Annotated in this window: 15 protein-coding genes and 1 pseudogene; 6 read left to right on the top strand and 10 right to left on the bottom strand. The window is 69.6% G+C overall.

The genetic code is table 11. From position 1 onward, the window contains the following. Positions 1–436: 436 nt before the first annotated feature. The 3 genes from AB1634_13990 to AB1634_13980 are packed head-to-tail and all read right to left on the bottom strand — an operon-like array spanning position 437 to position 3,401. Complete coding sequence (locus AB1634_13990; protein MEW6220624.1) at positions 437–1,522, bottom strand: HlyD family efflux transporter periplasmic adaptor subunit; 1,086 nt, start codon at positions 1,520–1,522, stop codon at positions 437–439. Continuing rightward, positions 1,519–2,238: an ABC transporter ATP-binding protein gene (locus AB1634_13985; protein ID MEW6220623.1), complete on the bottom strand. Its 720-nt coding sequence runs from the start codon at positions 2,236–2,238 to the stop codon at positions 1,519–1,521. The genes AB1634_13990 and AB1634_13985 overlap by 4 nt, the downstream gene beginning before the upstream one ends. Positions 2,239–2,240: 2 nt before the next feature. After that, positions 2,241–3,401 carry an ABC transporter permease gene (locus tag AB1634_13980; GenBank protein ID MEW6220622.1) on the bottom strand — a complete coding sequence of 387 codons (1,161 nt, stop codon included), beginning with the start codon at positions 3,399–3,401 and terminating at the stop codon, positions 2,241–2,243. A gap of 210 nt (positions 3,402–3,611) precedes the next feature. Between AB1634_13980 and AB1634_13975 the strand changes: the two genes are divergently transcribed. Further along, on the top strand, positions 3,612–4,829 hold the full coding sequence (locus AB1634_13975; GenBank protein ID MEW6220621.1) for a sugar dehydrogenase: 1,218 nt from the start codon (positions 3,612–3,614) through the stop codon (positions 4,827–4,829). 128 nt (positions 4,830–4,957) lie between these two features. Here AB1634_13975 and AB1634_13970 read toward each other — a convergent pair whose 3' ends face one another. The 3 genes and pseudogenes from AB1634_13970 to AB1634_13960 all read right to left on the bottom strand — a co-directional run bounded on the left by AB1634_13970 (position 4,958) and on the right by AB1634_13960 (position 7,787). Continuing rightward, positions 4,958–5,803, bottom strand: coding sequence for a C1 family peptidase (locus AB1634_13970; protein ID MEW6220620.1), 846 nt, complete (start codon positions 5,801–5,803; stop codon positions 4,958–4,960). A gap of 247 nt (positions 5,804–6,050) precedes the next feature. After that, positions 6,051–7,171, bottom strand: a pseudogene (locus AB1634_13965) (FAD-dependent oxidoreductase). A gap of 19 nt (positions 7,172–7,190) precedes the next feature. After that, on the bottom strand, positions 7,191–7,787 hold the full coding sequence (locus tag AB1634_13960; GenBank protein MEW6220619.1) for a zinc-ribbon domain-containing protein: 597 nt from the start codon (positions 7,785–7,787) through the stop codon (positions 7,191–7,193). A 272-nt stretch (positions 7,788–8,059) separates the two neighbouring features. Between AB1634_13960 and AB1634_13955 the strand changes: the two genes are divergently transcribed. The 5 genes from AB1634_13955 to AB1634_13935 all read left to right on the top strand — a co-directional run bounded on the left by AB1634_13955 (position 8,060) and on the right by AB1634_13935 (position 12,330). Further along, the gene (locus tag AB1634_13955) at positions 8,060–9,157 is read left to right on the top strand and encodes a DUF4388 domain-containing protein (GenBank protein MEW6220618.1); all 1,098 of its coding nucleotides are present in this window, start codon (positions 8,060–8,062) and stop codon (positions 9,155–9,157) included. Between the two features lie 79 nt (positions 9,158–9,236). Further along, complete coding sequence (locus tag AB1634_13950) at positions 9,237–9,647, top strand: roadblock/LC7 domain-containing protein (protein MEW6220617.1); 411 nt, start codon at positions 9,237–9,239, stop codon at positions 9,645–9,647. A 143-nt stretch (positions 9,648–9,790) separates the two neighbouring features. After that, complete coding sequence (locus AB1634_13945) at positions 9,791–10,396, top strand: GTPase domain-containing protein (GenBank protein MEW6220616.1); 606 nt, start codon at positions 9,791–9,793, stop codon at positions 10,394–10,396. Positions 10,397–10,430: 34 nt separating this feature from the next. Continuing rightward, positions 10,431–12,092, top strand: coding sequence for a hypothetical protein (locus tag AB1634_13940; protein ID MEW6220615.1), 1,662 nt, complete (start codon positions 10,431–10,433; stop codon positions 12,090–12,092). 22 nt (positions 12,093–12,114) lie between these two features. Continuing rightward, positions 12,115–12,330: a hypothetical protein gene (locus AB1634_13935; GenBank protein ID MEW6220614.1), complete on the top strand. Its 216-nt coding sequence runs from the start codon at positions 12,115–12,117 to the stop codon at positions 12,328–12,330. Positions 12,331–12,467: 137 nt separating this feature from the next. On the opposite strand, the gene AB1634_13930 is transcribed toward AB1634_13935, so the two are convergent. The 4 genes from AB1634_13930 to AB1634_13915 all read right to left on the bottom strand — a co-directional run. Further along, positions 12,468–12,815, bottom strand: coding sequence for a hypothetical protein (locus AB1634_13930; GenBank protein ID MEW6220613.1), 348 nt, complete (start codon positions 12,813–12,815; stop codon positions 12,468–12,470). Positions 12,816–13,008: 193 nt separating this feature from the next. Next, positions 13,009–14,061 carry a transglutaminase domain-containing protein gene (locus AB1634_13925; GenBank protein ID MEW6220612.1) on the bottom strand — a complete coding sequence of 351 codons (1,053 nt, stop codon included), beginning with the start codon at positions 14,059–14,061 and terminating at the stop codon, positions 13,009–13,011. After that, complete coding sequence (locus AB1634_13920) at positions 14,048–16,642, bottom strand: serine/threonine-protein kinase (protein MEW6220611.1); 2,595 nt, start codon at positions 16,640–16,642, stop codon at positions 14,048–14,050. The genes AB1634_13925 and AB1634_13920 overlap by 14 nt, the downstream gene beginning before the upstream one ends. Before the next feature lie 7 nt (positions 16,643–16,649). Continuing rightward, a partial coding sequence (locus tag AB1634_13915) for a FecR family protein (protein ID MEW6220610.1) occupies positions 16,650–17,499 on the bottom strand: 850 nt, incomplete at its 5' end.

The following is a 17,499-nucleotide window of genomic DNA, read 5'->3' as shown; positions in this document are numbered from 1 at the left end:
CCCTGGCAGCACTTGCCTCGGCAACTTCCCTGGCTTGACGGTGTCACCCTCAACCTCCATTTCGCCTGAATCACCTGGCGGATGTTATGCCGCTGTGACGGTGATAGGGGGCGCGAAAATCGGTGTTGATCGATCTGCCGGACGCGGCGGCAGAAGCACACCAGGCACGGTCCCCGGGGAGGGCTCAAGCCCACCGTGCTGCGTGTGCCCAGAGTCTTAGCAAAGGTGATGCCAGGTTTGCATCTCAGGACGGAGGAGGCTGGCGGGGGAGGGCGATCCGGCAGGGTGGGAGCTGGGAACAGTTCTTATTGTTGGCCGCAAGATCAGCGGGTTGCCCCCCCGCGCCAGCAGCGCGGGGGGGCACAGAGCGGGGAGGGGGCGATCGATCCCGAGCTGGCTGGGGTGAAAAATTCCTGGCCTGGGGGGGAAAAAGATTTCACGTCCCGGGGCTGGTGCCGGCCGGCCGGGCGGTGCCGCTGTTGGCCCGGATGAAGACGTCCATCTGCTGGCCGACCAGGATGGGCAGGTCCTCCCGGTGGAAGGCGTAGAGCACCTGGAGCACCCGGGTATCCACCCGCTCGGCGCTGTCGCCGGTGAGCGACCGCTTGGGCACCACATAGGGCTCGAAGCGGACAAAGCTCAGATCGACCCGGACCGCGGGATTGCCGCGCAGGGTCGCCTGGGCTGCCCCGCCCGGCTCGATACGCCAGGCATCGTTTTCGTCCACATCCACCCGGACGTGCAGGGGGGCGGTGGCGCCCAGCAGCAGGAGGGGAGCGCTGCCTGCCCCGGCGATGGCGAGCTCCCCAGGGTGGACCTTCACCTGGAGGACCTCGCCGTCGAGGGGCGAGGTTACCGTGGCGCGCTCAAGATCGGTGCGGATGGCCTCCACCCGGGCCAGGGTCACCGCCAGCTCCTGCTCGGCCACAGCGACATCCTGGGTCCAGGCTCCGGCCTTGAGCCGGGCCAGGTCTGCCACGGCGCTCTCGTAACGGGCCTTGGCCGTCCGGGCGCTGGCGCGGAAGCGCTCCAGCTCGTCCAGGGAGTAGGCCTGCTGGGCCCCGGCCTTGTTGCGGAAGGCCAGTTGGCGCTCGGCGTCCTCCTGGAGCGCGGCCAGCTCCCGCACCCGGGCCTCCAGGGCCGGGAGGTCCTCGGGCCGTGGCTCGGCCTTGAGCCGGGCGAGCCGTGCCCGGGCCAGGCCGGCCTCCCCTTCGCTGACGGCCAGCCTGGCCTTGAGCTCGCGGTCATCAAGCCGGAAGAGGGGCTGCCCCTGCCGCACCGGATCGCCGGCCTGCACCAGCACGGCGCTGACCAGCCCGGTAAGGGGCGTGCCCACGGCGATGTTCTCGCTGCTGGCTTCCACAATCCCGGCGCCAGCCACGAAATGCTCGTAGGGTGGGGTGGCTGGCGTCACCACCGGCGGGGCGAAGGGCTGCGGCTTGTTGCCGAGCGCCACCATGTGCAAGGCGAAGAGGAAGCCGAGGGCGGCCAGGACAGCCAGGCCATACGTGCGGAAGATCACAGGACCTCCTCGCCGCCGGCGACGGCGGTGACACCGAGCACCCGGCCGTCGCTCATCCGGGCGATGCGATGGGCATACGCGAAGATGCGGTCGTCGTGGGTGACGATGATGAGGGAGCGCTCGCGGCCCACGGCCACGGCGCGCAGCACCTCCATCACCCGGGCGCCGGTCTCGTGATCAAGGGCGCTTGTCGGCTCGTCGCAGACGATGAGGCGGGGCTGGTGGACAATGGCCCGGGCGATGGCCACCCGTTGCGCCTGCCCGCCGGAGAGCTCCCCGGGATAGGCCCTGGCGCGATCACCGACGCCGACCGCCTCCAGGGCCTGCTGCGCGGTCACCAGGGCGGCGCGGCGCTCCCGGCCCAGGATGAGCAGCGGCACCGCCACGTTCTCCGCCGCGGTCAAGGTCGGGATGAGGTTGTAGGTCTGGAAGACGAAGCCGATGTTCTCGCCCCGGAAGCGGGTGCGCTCCGCCTCCTTCATCCGGCGGAAGTCCTGGCCCAGCACCGTGCACGCCCCGCCATCCCGGTCGAGGATGCCGGCGATGACCGAGATGAGGGTGGTCTTGCCGCAGCCTGATGGTCCCACCAGCATGAGGATCTCGCCGCGGTGCACGGTCACTGTGATGCTGCGCAGGGCGACCACCCGACTCTCGCCGTGGCCATAGGCCTTGCTCACCTCGAGGCAGTCAACCGCAATGCTGCCGGCGCTGTTCATGGTCAGCTCCGGAACACCACGGCGGGCTCGAGCTTCATCACCCGCCGGATGCTGACCACCGCTGAGAGCACGGTGATGAGCACCACCGCGCCGGCGCTGACCACCAGCACCTCGCCCAGCAGCCGGAAGGCGAGCTCGCTCCGCCGGGAGAGGTAGCCGAACAGCGAGGCAGCCCCCACCCCCATCCCGTACCCGACATGGGCGACGATGAGGGCCTGGAGCACGATCATCCTCACCAGCATGGCGTTGGACGCGCCCATGGCCTTGAGCGCCCCGAAGTAGCGCAGGTTGTCCTGGGTGAAGCTGTAGAAGACCTGGCCCACGATGGCGGTGCCGACAAAGAAGGCCAGAAGCACCGCGGTGCCGAAGTTGATGGGGATGCCGGTGTAGCGCAGAAAGTACCCCACGGTCAGCTGCTGGAAGGCCTCCCGGCTGCGCGCCGCCAGGCCGGTGGCCGCCTCGATCCGCTCCGCCAGCTCGGCCACGGCCTGTCCTGACTCGGCCTTGACCAGGATGAAGGAGAGCAGCTTCCGCTCCCGGGGGGCAAACGTGGTGGCTCGGGAGTAGGTGGTGTAGATCACCGGCTGGGACTGGAAGGTGCGGGAGACCTGGCAGATCCCCACCACCACCGCCCGGTGGTCGTTCAGCTCCAGGGTATCCCCGACCCGAAGCGGCACCGGCGGCTCCCCGGGCGCCGGCGACTCTCGCGCCAACCGGCCGAAGGCGCCCACCACGTCGACAATGACCCCGTCGCTGCGGCGGAGATCGGCAAGGCTCCCCTCCAGCATCTTCGCGGGTCCTCCTGTCAGGGTGGCGTCATCCACGCCGAACACGTTGCAGTTCTGGAAGCGGCCGTTGGCCAGGCGCGCCTTGATCAGTCCCTTGTAGAAGGGCATGGCCCATTCCACGCCCGCGACGCTGCGTACCCGCTGCAGGTAGGTATCGCGCAGGGGCTTCACATCGTCGATGTACTGGACCAAAGGATCCATGACCCAGAGGTCGGGCTGGGTGGTATCCGCAATGAGGCCGAAGGTGCGGCTCATGATGCCCACGAAGATGGAGGCCTGCTGGGTGATGACCATGGAAGCGAAGGTGATGCCGAAGACCAGGCCCAGGTATTTGCCCCGGTCACCGAACAGCATCCTGAGCGCGACATAGTCCATGGAGCCATCCCTTGGCTGGAGTCAGAGAAGCGAGCGGCCGGGGGCGCTGCGGTCAGCCGCGTGCAGCCATGGCCCGGCGTGGCCTCGTCTTTCGCGGTGGTCCATGCTACCGTAGCGACGGGCGCAGCACCAGTCTTCCTTCCCCGGCGACCAGGCGACCGGCAACCGCTGGCCCTGCCTGGCAGCCCTGTTCCTGCAAGGAGAACGCCCATGCAGCGTGCCATTGGCCTGGTCATCAGCATCCTGGCGCTCTCGTGCTGGGGGGGCGCCCCCAGGGCGCACGCCGGCACGACCCCTTTGCTCCGGGCCGAGCAGCGGCTGGCGCTGGACGATGACGCGGTCACGGTGCAGCGCCCCCAGGGCTACCGGCTGGAGCTTCTGACCAGTCGCCTCCAGGAGCCGCGGCTCATGACCTTCGGCCCTGGCGGGGAGCTCTTCATCGGCTCCAAATCCGGTGCCGTCTACCGGCTGCCACCCCCCTACACCGAGCCCCAGGTGCTGATGCGCCTGTCCGGCTATCCCCATGCCGTGGCGCTCCGCAAGGACGAGATCCTCATCGCCCGCACCGGCGGCCTCTACCGGGCACCGTACCAGCCAGGGCAGACCCGGGTGGATCCGGAAGCGGTCCGGCTTCTTGCCCCTCTCCCCGGCGGCGGCGGGCACAGCAGCCGTACGGTGGCCGTCGGCCCGGACGGCCGGGTCTACCTCGGCCTCGGCATCCAGGGGAACTGCAGCGACCAGTATCTGGGGGAGGGGTATCCCTCCGGCGAGCGCCGGGGCGGCATCCTGGTGCTCCGGGAGGAAGGGGGGGAGCCGCGCTGGGAGACGTACGGCGCCGGTCTCCGGAACCCGGTGGGCTTCGCCTGGCAGCCGGAGACCGGCGTGCTCTTTGCCAGCAACAACGGCCCGGACCATTGGGGCTTCGACCAGCCGCCGGAGTATTTCAGCCGCATCGCCCCGGGCTCCTTCCATGGCATGCCCTGGTTCCAGTACGACGGCCGGACCCTCCGGCGGGATGACTGTATCCTCCGCCCGCCGCCCCGGCCCCAGGCCGAGGTCACGGTGCCCGAGGCCGTCTTCCCGGCCCGGAGCGCGCCCATGGCGGTGGCCTTTGTGCCGGCCGGGGCACCGGACCGCGACCTGGCGGGCGACGCCATCGTCGCCCTGCACGGCTCCTGGGCCACCCGGCCCAGCGGCGGCTTCTGGGGTGATCCGGCCAGCCGCCGGCACCCCAAGCTGGTGGTGGTGCGCTTCGAGGACGGCGAGGCCCGGCGGGTGGACGATCTGGTCACCGGCTTCCAGCAGGAGGACGGCTCCCGCTGGGCCCGGCCGGTGGGACTGGCCGTGGCCCCGGACGGAGCCATCTACTTCACCAGTGACAGCGGCACCGAAGGGCTCTTCCGCCTGCGGCCGGCGGTGGCCGAGTAGCCCCAAGTCGTGAGCCGGAGAGGAGGAAGGGGAGGGGATCAGGATCGACCCGGATGTTCCCGGCGGGATCCGTGCTCGGCCGCCCGGGCACTGGCACGCGGGGATGATGGCTATGTCCGTCTTCCGGGTTATTGGAACAGATCGGTGTCCACGAATTCGGCCTGGACCAGGGACCAGAAGTCCACCGCCAGGCCGGCCAGCACATAGGCGTAGGGCAGCCAGCCGTAGCCGCCCTCGCCCCAGCCCCGGCCCCAGGAGTTGCGGATGCAGATCGCTCCGGTCTCGGCGCCGATCTTCTTCTTGTCGTCGTAGCCCACCGCCACCACGGCATGGCCCCCCTCCACAGCATCCCCCGGCACGGGGAAGGGGATCTCGCCCTTGCCGTCGCCGGCGGCCGGGATGGAGCTGTAAACCGTGAAGCCGAACATGGCCGGCAGACCGGCAGCCAGCCCGGCCTTGAGGATGGCCAGGGTCTTGTCCGTGGACTGACCCGGCGGGTCCAGGCGGTAGTACTTGATGGCCTGGTAGCTCTGGCCGAAGGCGTAGCAGAAGGCCGGAGGCTCGGTGTCGAAGCGGGGGATGTCGTAAGGCCAGTAGCTCTCCGGCGGCACGCCGAAGAGGACCATCGCCTTCATGGTGGCCCGCAGATAGGCCCCCTGGTCGCCGGTCCAGCCCAGAAGGCTGCGGGTGGTCTTGTAGAGGAAGAGGCGGGAGCCGTCGAGGTGCTTGCCGAAGGCCCGGCGCTGGAAGTACTCCAGGAGGCCGACGCCGGCGTTGGCGGTGCAGGAGCCCAGCTGCCCCTGATCCTCGATCGCCGAGCACCAGGCCCGGAGGTCCACCGCCGCCGGTTTCTTGGCTTGCCCCTGGAACGCCTTGGACTGGCTGCGGATGCCGTCGATGGCCGCCGATTCCGGGGTCAGATCCCGGAAGTCCGGGAGGTCCCTTTCCCAACCCATACCGTGCATGATTGCCATGGCCGTTTCCTCCTTCAGGTCCCTTGTTGTTGTTCGGTTGACCGGCGACCCCCGGCCTGCCCGGGGCGGCACGCCATGCGCCCTTGTCGCACAAGAGCGGAGAGGGTGTCAATACACCAGCTTGAGAGGAGGCCCAAAGGCTGGCAAGGGAGAACAGGCTGCGGGTAGAGCCCTGGCACCTTTCCCCAAACTCTGTAGCCAGAACATTGGCTGGATACCAGGCCAAGACGATGCCGCCGGGGCGGGCTCAGTCGCTGCCGCAGGCGCGGCCCTTCAGGTTGAAGAACAGGCGCAGGCCCTGGCGCACCGGCGCTGAGAAGAGCTTCTGGGCCAGCACCCTCCCCGCCAGGCGCTTGTTGATCTCGCCCAGGGTGGGGTAGGGGTGGACGCTGCCGGCCAGGGTGGCAAGGCTCAGGCCGCCGCCTGCGACCGCCACCCATTCGTTGAGCAGCTCGCCGGCATGGGGGCCCAGGATCTGGACGCCCAAGGGGCGCCGCCGGCGGTCGAGGAGGACCTTGAGGCGGCCGTGGGGCGAGCCTTCCGCCTGGGCCCGGTCGTTGGCGGCGAAATCCTCCACGACCAGCCGGTAGTCGAGGCCGGCCTCCTGGGCCTGGCGCTCGGTGAGGCCCAGGCCGGCCAGCTCCGGGTCGGTGTAGGTGCAGTGGGGCAGCCAGCGGTAGTCGGCCTTCCGGGGCAGGCGGAAGATGGCGTTGGCGACCACAATGCCACCCTCGTAGCCGGCGGCATGGGTGAACTGGTGGTGGCCCAGGACATCGCCCGCCGCGAAGATGTGCTTCCGGGCAGTGCGCAGGCGGGCGTCCACCGGGATGCCCCGGCTGTCCGCCGGGATGCCCAGCCGGGCCAGGCCCAGGCCCACGCGGTTGGTGAGAAAGGGGGTGCTGGCCAGACCCGGGAGGTCGGGGATGGCGGGCGCCGAGCCGGTGGCGATGGCCCAGAAGCGGGCCGCAAGGCGGCGGCCGGCCAGCTCCACCGTGTGCTCGTCGGCAAAGACCGGCTGCCCGCGACGAGGACCCGGACGCCCAGGGAGCAGAAGCGCTCTTGCGAATCGTGGACCTGGATGGCGGCGATCACGTCCCGGATGCGGCGGCCGACGGCGGCAAAATCCACCGGCGGCCGCGCCACGGCCGGCAGACCGAAGCGGGGTCCCTGACCCATGAGGTGGTAGACGCCGGCGGTGCGGATCAGGGTCTTCGACGGCACGCAGCCGTGGTGCAGGCAGTCACCGCCCAGGGCGGGCTCCCGCTCGATGAGGAGGGTGCGGGCGCCCAGCTGGGCGGCGCCGGCGGCGATGGTCAGGCCAGCGGCCCCGCCGCCGATGATGCCGAGGTCAAAGTCCGGGCCGGCCATGGGAATCCTGCCGGCAGGCCTATTTGGTCGCCAGCTGCTGGCACTCGGTGAAGACCTTGTAGGTCTGCTCGTGCTCGCTGATGGCCTTCTTCAGGATCTGGCTGATGGCCTTGAGATCCTGCGGGCTCATGATGAAGTCCACGGACAGACCGAAGGCGTGGATGGAGTCGAAGGTGGGGAAACGGCTGGTGATGAGGCCGACGATCATCTCCCGCCGCACGCTCATCGGCATGGCCTGCAACAGCTCCAGGGTGGGGTTGCGGCCGTTCCGCGGATCGAAGCCCTCGTCCAGGAGCACCAGGCCGAAGCGGTTGAAGCGCAGCAGGTTGTCGAAGCGCTCGAAGTTGTCTGCCGGCACGGCGCGGAAGCCGAGCTGGCTGACCGCCGCCAGGATGGTCTGGTTGCGGTCCTCGCTGCCGGCCAGGCACAGGAGGGCCAGCTCCACATCGTCGCCGAAGAGCTCCGGCTCCTCGGCCGGCGCCGGCACGGCCACCCGGGTGTCGACCACGATCTTCTCGTGGCACTTGGGACAGGGCAGGGCGACAACCGTGTTCGGCGGCACCTTCTCATCCGGGAGATGGAAGCGGCCGCCACAGGACTTGCACGATACATCCATGACGCGGGGGACCTCCGAAAGGCTGAACAGGAGCGGACACGAAAGGCCGGCCGTCTGGCCATCCTTCCTTGGTTGTTGCACACCGGCCAAGACCCTGGCAAGGGAAAAGGCCGCCGGCCGCACCGGAGCAACGGCCCCGCGAAAAAATCTTGCGAGGGGCGCGGAAAGCCGTTTCAGGGGCCGCGCTCCGGCCCGGTCCGACCCGCCAAATTGGGGTTTGCCCCGGAAGTCGTAGTATGGCAACATGAGAACACGGTTCGGAGGAAAGCCCCATGAGTCTTCTTGAGAAGCGTTTCACGGTCACCGAGATGCGGGACTGCCCCCTGTATGTGAGCGAGGACCAGTTCACGCTGGAGGGCATCGCCTTGGCCCCGCCGGCGGGCAAGCCGGTCTGCCTGTTCCTGTCCCGGGTGATCACCGGCCTGCTCTCCCAGGACCTGGAGGCCGAGGTGGGTGCCGAGACGGTGCCCAGGAAGGAGTTCAACTGCCCGGGCTGCTCCGGCATCATCAAGCTGACGGTGGGTGAGGCCACCCGCTACCAGACCCGGCAGATGCAGATCCTGGCCCAGGCGGCCAAGAAGGAGCAGGCCAGAAAGCTGGGCACCCTGGCCAACCTCTTGTCCACCTTCTCCTTTTTTCAGGCCCTGGAGGAGGAATCCCTGAAGGATATCGTCTCCTGCCTGACCATGAAGGCCTTCGAGCCGGAGGAAACGATCCTCCACATCGGGCACCCGGGCCGCAACCTGTATATTGTAGTCTCCGGCCAGGTGGCGCTCCTGAACAGCCATGATCTCACCTTCGGCTTTCTGTCCCAGGGCGAGATCTTCGGCGAGATGAGCCTCATCAGCGGCCGGCCCATCAGTGCCACGGTCCGGGCGGTGGACGCCGTGAAGGTGCTGGTCCTCTCCGGCAAGGATCTCAGCCATATCCTGGCCCGCCATCCCCATCTGCAGATGGCCTTCACCCGGCTCCTGGTGCAGCGTTTTTCCTCGGCCCTCGCCCAGCGGGACGAGATTGCCAGTGGCATGCAGGGCCGGCTGCTGGAGCTGTCGGCGGCAGAGATTTTGCAAATGCTTCATGACAACACCAAGACCGGGGTGGTGGATCTGGACCTGCCGGCCGGCAAGGCCAAGGTCATCTTCGTGGACGGCGAGGTGGTGTCGGCCCGCTACCGCAGCGACAAGGGCACGGCGGCCTTCTTCGCCATCCTCAAGGAGCGGGACGGCCGCTTCGTCTTCACCCCATCTGTGCCCCTGGAGGACATGCGGCGGCCACCTATCGGCGGCTTCATGAACCTGCTCATGGAGGGGCTGCGGCAGATCGACGAGGAGAACGCCGGCGGCGGCCGCCCGGTCGCCCGGGCAGAGTGAGGAGACGGTTGGCGGCACCCCGCGGCGGCGGGCCACAACGGGGATGCCTGGCCAGGTGTGGGCAAGGGGAGAGAGTGGCATGAACTACGGCATCGTGGATGAGCGGCAGCTCGAAGGGATCGAAGCTGCCTTGAAAGAGGATCTCATTGCCATTGGCGTCGAATGCGTGCTCCTCATCGACACCGCTGGCAACACCGTGGCCAAGTGCGACAACGGCCGCTGCACCTACGACACCTATGCCCTGGCCGCCCTGGCCGCGGGCAACTTCGCCACCGTGGATTCCATGGCCAAGATCGTCGGCGAAAAAGAGTTTTCTCTTCTTTTTCACCGCGGCGAGCGCTCCAGCATCCATTTCAGCAAGGTGACCGATGACCTTCTGCTGATCAGCATGTTCAACCGGGATCTGTCCCTGGGTCTCTTGCGGCTGAAGGTGGCCGCCCTGATCGAGAAGATTCGGGCCCTTTGCGGCCAGCCGGCCGCCAGCGGCTAGCCGCTGGCGCCGCTGCTTTCGGCACGCCACCAGCCTGTCTCGCCGCGCGAGGCGTCAGCCCGCCGAGCGGCTGCCCCTCTGTCCGGAGTCGAGCTCGACAGCGGCACCGGCAGGGGATTCAGAATCAAGAGGAGAGGCCTGCCTTGGCATTCATCAATATCAAGAACAAGGAGGTGCAGGTCAAGATCGTCTACTACGGTCCTGGCCGGGGTGGCAAGACCACCAACCTCGAGTTCATCAACGACAAGTATCGGCATCTGTTGAAGACGGAGATGGTCAGCCTGAAAACCCATGGCGACCGGACGCTGTTCTTCGATTTCCTGCCCTTCGACATCGGCAAGATCAAAGGCTACGAGGTGCGCATCCAGCTCTACACCGTGCCTGGCCAGGTCAAGTACAATGCCACCCGCAAGCTGGTCCTGAAAGGGGTGGACGGGGTGGTGTTCGTAGCCGATGCCCAGGTGGAGCAGCGGGAGAAGAACATCGAATCTCTCAACAACCTGCAGGAGAACCTCGCCTCGTACAACCTGGACATCCTCAAGATCCCCCTGGTGATGCAGTACAACAAGATGGATCTCAAGTCCAGCGGTGTGCCGGTGCTCCCGGTGGAGACCTTGCAGCAGGACCTGAACAGCCGCCTGCGCGCGCCGGCCTTCGAGGCCAGCGCCCTGACTGGTGGCAACGTCATTGCCACCCTCAAGAAGATCATTTCCATGACCTTGGCCGCCATCCAAAAGGAGCTGGTGTAACGGGAGGTAGCCGGTGGCTTCAAAGAAGGGCTCTGTGCAATACGTTGATCTGATGGATCTTTTTGTCCAGGAGGACGAGGAGGATGTCCAGACTGGCGGGGAGCGTATGCACGCCCTCGGCGAGATTGACTCCCCGATCACCGGTCTCAAGCAGGTGGTCCTGTCCATGGACTGGGAGATCACCGACCAGGTCATGGACCGGTTCGACCGGGAGGTGCTGCATCTGGAGCGGCTCTGGCAGGACCAGCGGCTGCTCCTGGCCTTCCTGCGCATCCTGCGGGCCCTGGGCAAGCACGTCGCCACCCACAAGGCCCGGGCCCACCCCGAGGCGATCCGCCTGCTCTACTCGGTCTACAACAGCCTGGAGCGGGTGGTGCTGTCTCCGGGCATGTCCGACCAGCGGAAGAAGGAGCTGGTGCAAGGGGAGCTCGACCGGTACAACGCCCTCAAGGGCCGCCTGGCCGGCGGGCCGGCAGCCGCGGCCCCGCCCCGGCCAGCCACGGCGGCTTCGCCGGCGGGCGCGGCCCTCACCCCGGCCCTGGCCCACCTGGAGCCCGAGCCGGCGGCGGCCATCCTGCGGCCGCAGCCGATCGCGGCGGCGCCGGAGGTGCAGGCCCGGCTGGACGACTTCTTCGGGGTCGAGGCCGGCGCCCAGCCGATATCCGGGGCAGAGGAGGTGGTGGCTCTCGACCTCGGTGCGGCACCGGCCGGGGCGGCGACCGAGGTGGAGCTCCTGCGGATGCCGGAGCCGGAGCGGCCGGCCCCGGACGAGCCCCGGCAGGTGCAGCTGGAGCGGCCGGACCAGGAGGCGGTGGCGGACACCGAGGCCCAGCTCGAGGCGGTGTTCGGCTTCACCCCGGACGCCGAGGCCGAGGTGGTGCGGCTGGAGCTGGAGCCGGCACCGGTGCCGGAGCCTGCCGCCCCCCGGCCAGCGCCGGTTGCTGCTCCGCCTCGGCCGGCCACCGCTGTTCCGTCCCCGCCAACCGTCCAGCCGCCGCCAGCGCCGCCCAGCCCGCCGCCGCCGGCTCCGCCGCCGGTGGACCCCCAGCGGCTGGCGGCTCTGGAGCGGCTGCAGGCCATCGTGGCCGGTCTTGGCCCCGGCGCCGACTTCCGGGAGCTGGCCCGGGCCCTGGTGGCTTGCCAGGCCGGTTGCCGCCAGGAGCCGGCTCTCGGGCTGCTGCTGCAGCTCCTGGCCCGCCTGGCCGGCCTTCTGGATCGGGCCGGTCTGAAGGCGCCGCCGCCGGCCTGGGATCTCGGCCGGGCCCTGGCCGCCGATCTGGTGCTTCTCGGCCGCCAGGCTGCGCCGCCGCCCCCGGAGGCGCTGGCGGCGGTGGTGGGTGCGGTGGGCCGCTACCTGGGGATCGAGAAGGCACTCTTCCAGGCCGTGGCACCGCCCCCTCCGGCGCGGCCGCCGGAGCCCGCCGTGGCGCCGAGAACAGAGGTCGCGGCGCCGGCTGCGGCCGAGCCGGTGCCAGAAACTTTGCCGCCGGCGCCGGCCGCCCAGCCGGAGCTGCCGCCGCCCGCGCCGGCCCCGGCGGCGGTGCCCCCTGCCGAGGCCGCCACGACCGGCTTCGAGAAAACCCAGGTGCTGGAGGAAGCCCCGGCCGGGACGGGGAAGCCGTTATCGCCGCCTTCTCCGCCGGCGCCCGCCACGGGCTGGTGGGCGCGCTTCAGGAAGCGGCTGGGCCGGGACTGAGCCGGGCCCAGGGGAAAAAGACATGCTGCTCTTCTGCGAGGATTGCGGAGCCAAGAACGTGCTGGACGTCGATCCCGCCACCGAGCCGGTGCGGTTTCGCTGCCAGGCTTGCCGGTATCAGAACACCATCTGGCGGCGGGGGAGGGGCCCGGTACCGGGCGCCGCCTTGCCGCCGGCGCCCGCCCCGGCGACCGAGGCGGAGGAGCCGCCGCCCCTGTTGGACCATGACCAGGAGTGATGGCTTACCGTGAAAGACGAACCGCAGAAGGTCCAACAAGGAATTTCGAAGGTTGAAGGGACCGGTATTGACGTTTCGGATCCGTTCTGCCGGTCCCTTCTGCGGTTGGACATTCCTTGTTCGATATTCGATATTCGCTACAGGGAGCACACCACCTGTCCGGTGAGAATGTCCACGACCTGGCCTTGGCTCTTGGACCGGCCAGGGGCCGAGCGGGGTGGGGGCGAGCTGTCGTCGGGTGCCCAGCGCGGCAGGCCGGCCTCGTCGGCCGGCGGCCCTGAGCGGCGCCGGGCCGGGGGCTCAAGGCCCGGGTGGCCGGTGTCGGCCTCAGCAAAGGCCATCATGGTGTGGGTCAGCTTGCCCAGGTCGGCGGCCAGGGAGGCGTCGGTGTCGAGCACCGCCATCCGCGCCCGGGTGAGGATCTCGACACAGGCGAAGAGGTCTTCCAGGCTGGTGAGGTCATAGGGCTGGCTGGCATCTGGCATGGCGGCATCCTCGCAGGTCGTTCCCTTCCCTTCTCCGCGAACCCTGTACACCTCGACATAACAGCAAGAGACGTGCCATCCTGGCACTGGCTGTCTTGCCGCCCGGGGCGGGCTGTCGTGCACCCGCCTTCCTGCCGTTCATCCCGGATGGGCTGAAAATCTTTTGGGGAAGGCGAAGAAGTTGTCGTCCTTGTCACGGGCACAGCCGGCCGGCCTTGGCCCAGGTCTGGCCCTGGCAGCTGCCGAGCAGGCAGGCCTGGGCCAGGTCCCGGCACATGAGGTCCCGGCGGCCCAGGCTGTCCTGGGCATGGGCTCGCCACACATAGCCGTCCGGCTCCCGGGGGGCTGCGGTCACCACCGCCTCGAAGTCGTCCAGGGCGGCAGCATAGTCCTGGCGCAGAAAGGCCAGCCGGCCCCGGAGCACCAGGGCCGGCCGGTAGGCGGGGTCCTGGCGGAGGGCCTTGGCCAGGCGCTCTTCCGCCTCGGGGAAGCGCCTCTCCTCCAGGAACCGTTGCGCGGCGGCGGTGAGGATGGCGGGTGGATCGATGGCCAGGGTGAAGATCGCCGAAAGCTCAGGATCCTGCCAGGGGAGAGGCGCGACGCGGCTGGCCGCCTCGTAGAGGTCCAGGAGGAGGGCGGTGTCCTGGAGGCCCAGGTCCCAGAAGTCCAGGCCCCGAGCCACGAAGACCTGGCGCCGGGGGTAGAACGGACGGTCCGGCCGGTGGCCGTCGAAAAGGATGAAGAAGGTGGGGTCCAGCAAGAGCCACCGGCCCTGGCTCCAGACCTCGATGAAGGCATGGCCGGAGGGCATGCTCAGCCCCGCCTCCCGGTAGCGGACGATCCAGTCGGCGTCGGCGGTGAGCACCAGGCGGGCCGGCAGGCCCATGGCCCGGATGAGGCCCAGCTCCACCAGGGCGTACGCACCGCAGCCCCCGAGGAAACGGCGGCCGGCCAGCTCTGTGGCGGTGGCGCCGAGCTGGGCCTCGTTTTGCCAGGGATCGAAGGCGAAGATCTCGGTGACCCGCCGGAGCAGGGCGGCCAGCCGCTCCTCGGCAGGGGCACCGGGAGCCAGATCCCGGACCAGGGCTTCAAGGTCGGCGGTGGGCCGGCTTTGGGCGCCCCCCACCAGAAAGGCGGCATCCGGGGGCGCAGGCGCGACTGGCTGCGGCTGCGGCAGGCCGCAGCCGCAGGCCAAGAGACCCAGGGCCAGGAGCAGGACCGGCAGCCCGGCCCTACCGCTTTTCATCCAGGACCACCGTGGCCTCGGGGCTGGCCGGCGGGCGCTCCTGGCCCGCGGCACCGGCCAGGACCATGGTGGCGTCCGCGGCCTCCGGGGCGCCGGCGACCGCAGCCGTGGTCCTGGTGCCGGCGGGTGCCATCGTGGCCGAGGCCGCTGTCACCCGGGACAAGGCCTCGTCCAGCTCCCAGCCGCCCGAAAAACGGTCGTCCGGAGCCTTGGCCAGCAGGCGTGCCACCACCTCGTCCAGGGCGGGTGGCAGCTCCGGCACCAGGGAGGCGATGCGGGGTGGCGGCTGGGTGAGGATCTGGCGGCGGAGCTGGGTAAAGTCGCTGGCCGCGAAGGGCTTCCGGCCGGACAACAGCTCGAAGAGCACCACCCCCAGGGCATACAGATCGGTCCGGCCATCCACCGGCCCGTCGGACAGCTGCTCGGGCGCCATGTAGCTGGGGGTGCCGGCGATGCGCGCCATCTCCCCCCGCACCAGAGCGATGCCGAAATCGGTGAGCTTGAGCTGGCCGCTGGGCAGGACCATGATGTTGGCGGGCTTGACGTCCCGGTGCACCACCCCGTGGCTGTGGGCATAGTCCAGGGCCAGGGCGATGGTGCGCACGATCTCCAGCACCCGGGGCAGGGGCAGGAGTCGGTTCGGCTGGCAGTACGTCTTGAGCTCCACCCCCTCCAGCACCTCCATGGCGATAAAGGACAGGTCCCAGTCCTCGCCGGCATCGAAGATGGTGACGATATTGGGGTGGTTGAGACGGCCCGCCATCTGGGCCTCCCGCACGAAGGTGCGCTTGAGCTCGGCCAGATCCTCGGCCTCGGCGAAGCGGGTGAGGTGGAAGGTCTTGATGGCCACCGGCCGGTCGATGGTAGGGTCCTGGGCCAGGTAGACCGCACCCATGTTGCCCCGGCCCAGGAGGCGCTGCACCTCGTAGCGGCCCAGGGTCTGGCCGGGCTTCAGGATGCTGGTCTCCTCGGCGCTGGCCTGCCGCGTCACGAAGGTGACCGTGCCCTGCCGGTCCGGGGCGGCGGCCGGCGCCAGCACCTCGATGCCCAGCTCCTTGAGGCGGGCTGCCACGTCCTCGTAGGCCCGGTTGGCGGCGTAGAGCTTCTTGAGGATGGTGATGGCCAGGTCGCTCTTGCGCTTGCGCTGCAGCTCCACGGCCAGGTTGTACAGGAGGCGGCAGGAATCGTCGTTTAGGGGCAGCTTGGCGAAGTGCTGGTAGGCCAGCTCCAGGAGGCCTTTCTGCTGGTAGGCCAGGCCCAGCTCGACAATGGTCTCGAACCGCTCCTCCACCACCTCGGCATGCTCCTGGCGGGTCTTGAGGAACAGGGCCAGGAGCATGGCCAGGGAGACCAGAGCCACCGTGGCCAGGGGCGCGGCCAGGGGCAGCCAGAGGAGGCTGCGGGTGAAGAGCACCTGGCCGGTGGCCGCCACCAGGCCGAAGGCGGCGAGGATCACCACCCCCTGGGCCAGCATGGCGAGCTGCGGCAGGAGCAGGGTCAGGGTCAGGCCCAGGCCGAGACAGAAGAGCACGGAAAGCAGATCCGCCGACGCCGGCCGGCGGATGAAGTCGTCCCGGAGGATGTTGTCGATGGCGTTGGCGTTCTTCTCCACCCCCGGGAAGAGGGGTGAGAACGGCGTGGCAATGGCGTCGTAGAGGCCGGGGGAGGTGGCTCCCACCAGGACGATCTTGCGCTGGAAGGCGGCGGTGGGAAAGCGCTCGGCCAGGACGTCAGCCGCGGAGAAGTAGTCGAAGCTGCGGTAGTCGCCCCGCCAGTTGATGACCCGGGTGCCCCACAGCCGGGCCTCGCCCAGGGCCAAAGGCTCCACGGCCACCGACCGGTCGCCCACCAGCACCCCCTGGCCGCCCACCAGCTCCAGGCGGTCCTGGCGGTCAGCCAGGAGGCGTCTGGCCACCTGCAGGGAGAAGGAGGGGATGTACAGGCCGGCGTGACGGAGCGCCAGAATCTCCTGCCGGGTGACCCCGTCCGGATCAGGCACCAGGTTGATGTGGCCGGCGCCGGCGGCTGCGGACTGGAGTGCCGGCTCGTTCACCGCCAGGTCGAAGCCGTTCACCAGGCCGGCCTGCTCCAGGGCCTCCAGGTTGCGCACCACCGGAAAGGCGAGGGCGGCCGGCTCCGGAGCGGTGACGCCACTGGCCTCCTGCCGGCTCAGGTTGAAGTAGACCGGCAGGATGACGTTGCCGGCCCGGTCGATGGCGCGGGCCAGGGCCTTGGTGTCGTCGGCCAGGGAATCCCGGTCGTCGGGCTGGAAGAAGATATCGAAGGCGATGACCCGGGCGCCGGAGCGACCGAGGATCTCGATGAGCTGGGCAAAAAGGGTTCGCTTCCACGGCCACTTGCCCAGGCGGCTCAAGCTGGCGTCGTCGATGGCGACGATGGCCACCGAGCGCTCGCCGGCAAGGGGGCCGCGGGCGGTGAAGCGCAGGTCGAGAAGACCCGTCTCCACCGCCCGCAAGAAGCCGGGCTCCACCAGGGCCACGGTGGCCGCCAGCAGCGTGAAGGCGACGCCGACGGCGTAGACCGCCAGGCTGCGCCGCAGGCGTCCGGGGAGGGCGGACATGATCCGGCTACTCCAGTGCCGGCGGCATGGCGGTGGCGGCCCCGAGGCCGGCGCCGATGCCGTTCAGGGCGCCGCCCATCACACCGGCCGACACGCCGAGGCCGCCGGTGGCGGCCCCGCCCATGGCGGCGGTGCTGAGCATGCCGGAGCCCAGGGTCTGCATCCCGCCCACCAGGCCCGAGAAGCCGACCGTGGTGTTGGTGCCGGTAAGAACCGTGGTGACCAGCGCCCCCCCGACCAGGGCATGGGCGCTCCTGACCGAGAGAAGCTCGGCCAGCCACTGCCGCCAGCCCTCCTCCTGGGCCGTGGCCGCGTCTTCCGGCAGCACGGCGATGGCGAAGTCGGAGCCGCGCACCCCGCAGATGGCGGTGGGGGTCCGGACCTCGAAGTCCTGGTCATAGCCGCCCTTGAGCCGGTTGACCAGGAAGCGGGCCCGGCCGAAGAGCACCTGGAGCACCGAGGTCCGCCGATCCTGGTCCGGATCGTAGACCGCCTTGTCCAGGACCATCTTGGTATGGCCGGCCATGGCAAAGGAGCTCCTGTCGTTGAGCCGGGCCTTGAGCTGGGCCTTCTCCCCGGTGACCAGGGTGTCGCCGGCAAAAAGCGGCCGCTCCCGGCCGGCATCGTAGGCCACGTTGGCCCCGAGGTGGACGATCCAGGCCCGGCCGACGGTCATCTCCACGGCGCCGATGGGCTCGCCGCTGCCCGGCTCGAAGCCCGGTGCCAGGCGGACGCCGGCAGGCAGGAGGTCGGTGGGCGGGGTCACCTCTTTGAAGAAGACCTGCGCCAGTCGGTCGCCCTCGGCGGTGCCGGCAGCCGGTGGCGCCGCCGCCGCCGCCGCCGCAGCCGCTGGTGCC

Source organism: Thermodesulfobacteriota bacterium, assembly GCA_040755095.1.
Lineage (GTDB): Bacteria > Desulfobacterota > Desulfobulbia > Desulfobulbales > JBFMBH01 > JBFMBH01.
The sequence above is the reverse complement of the archived record's forward strand: the minus strand, read 5'-3'. Positions and strand labels throughout refer to the sequence as shown.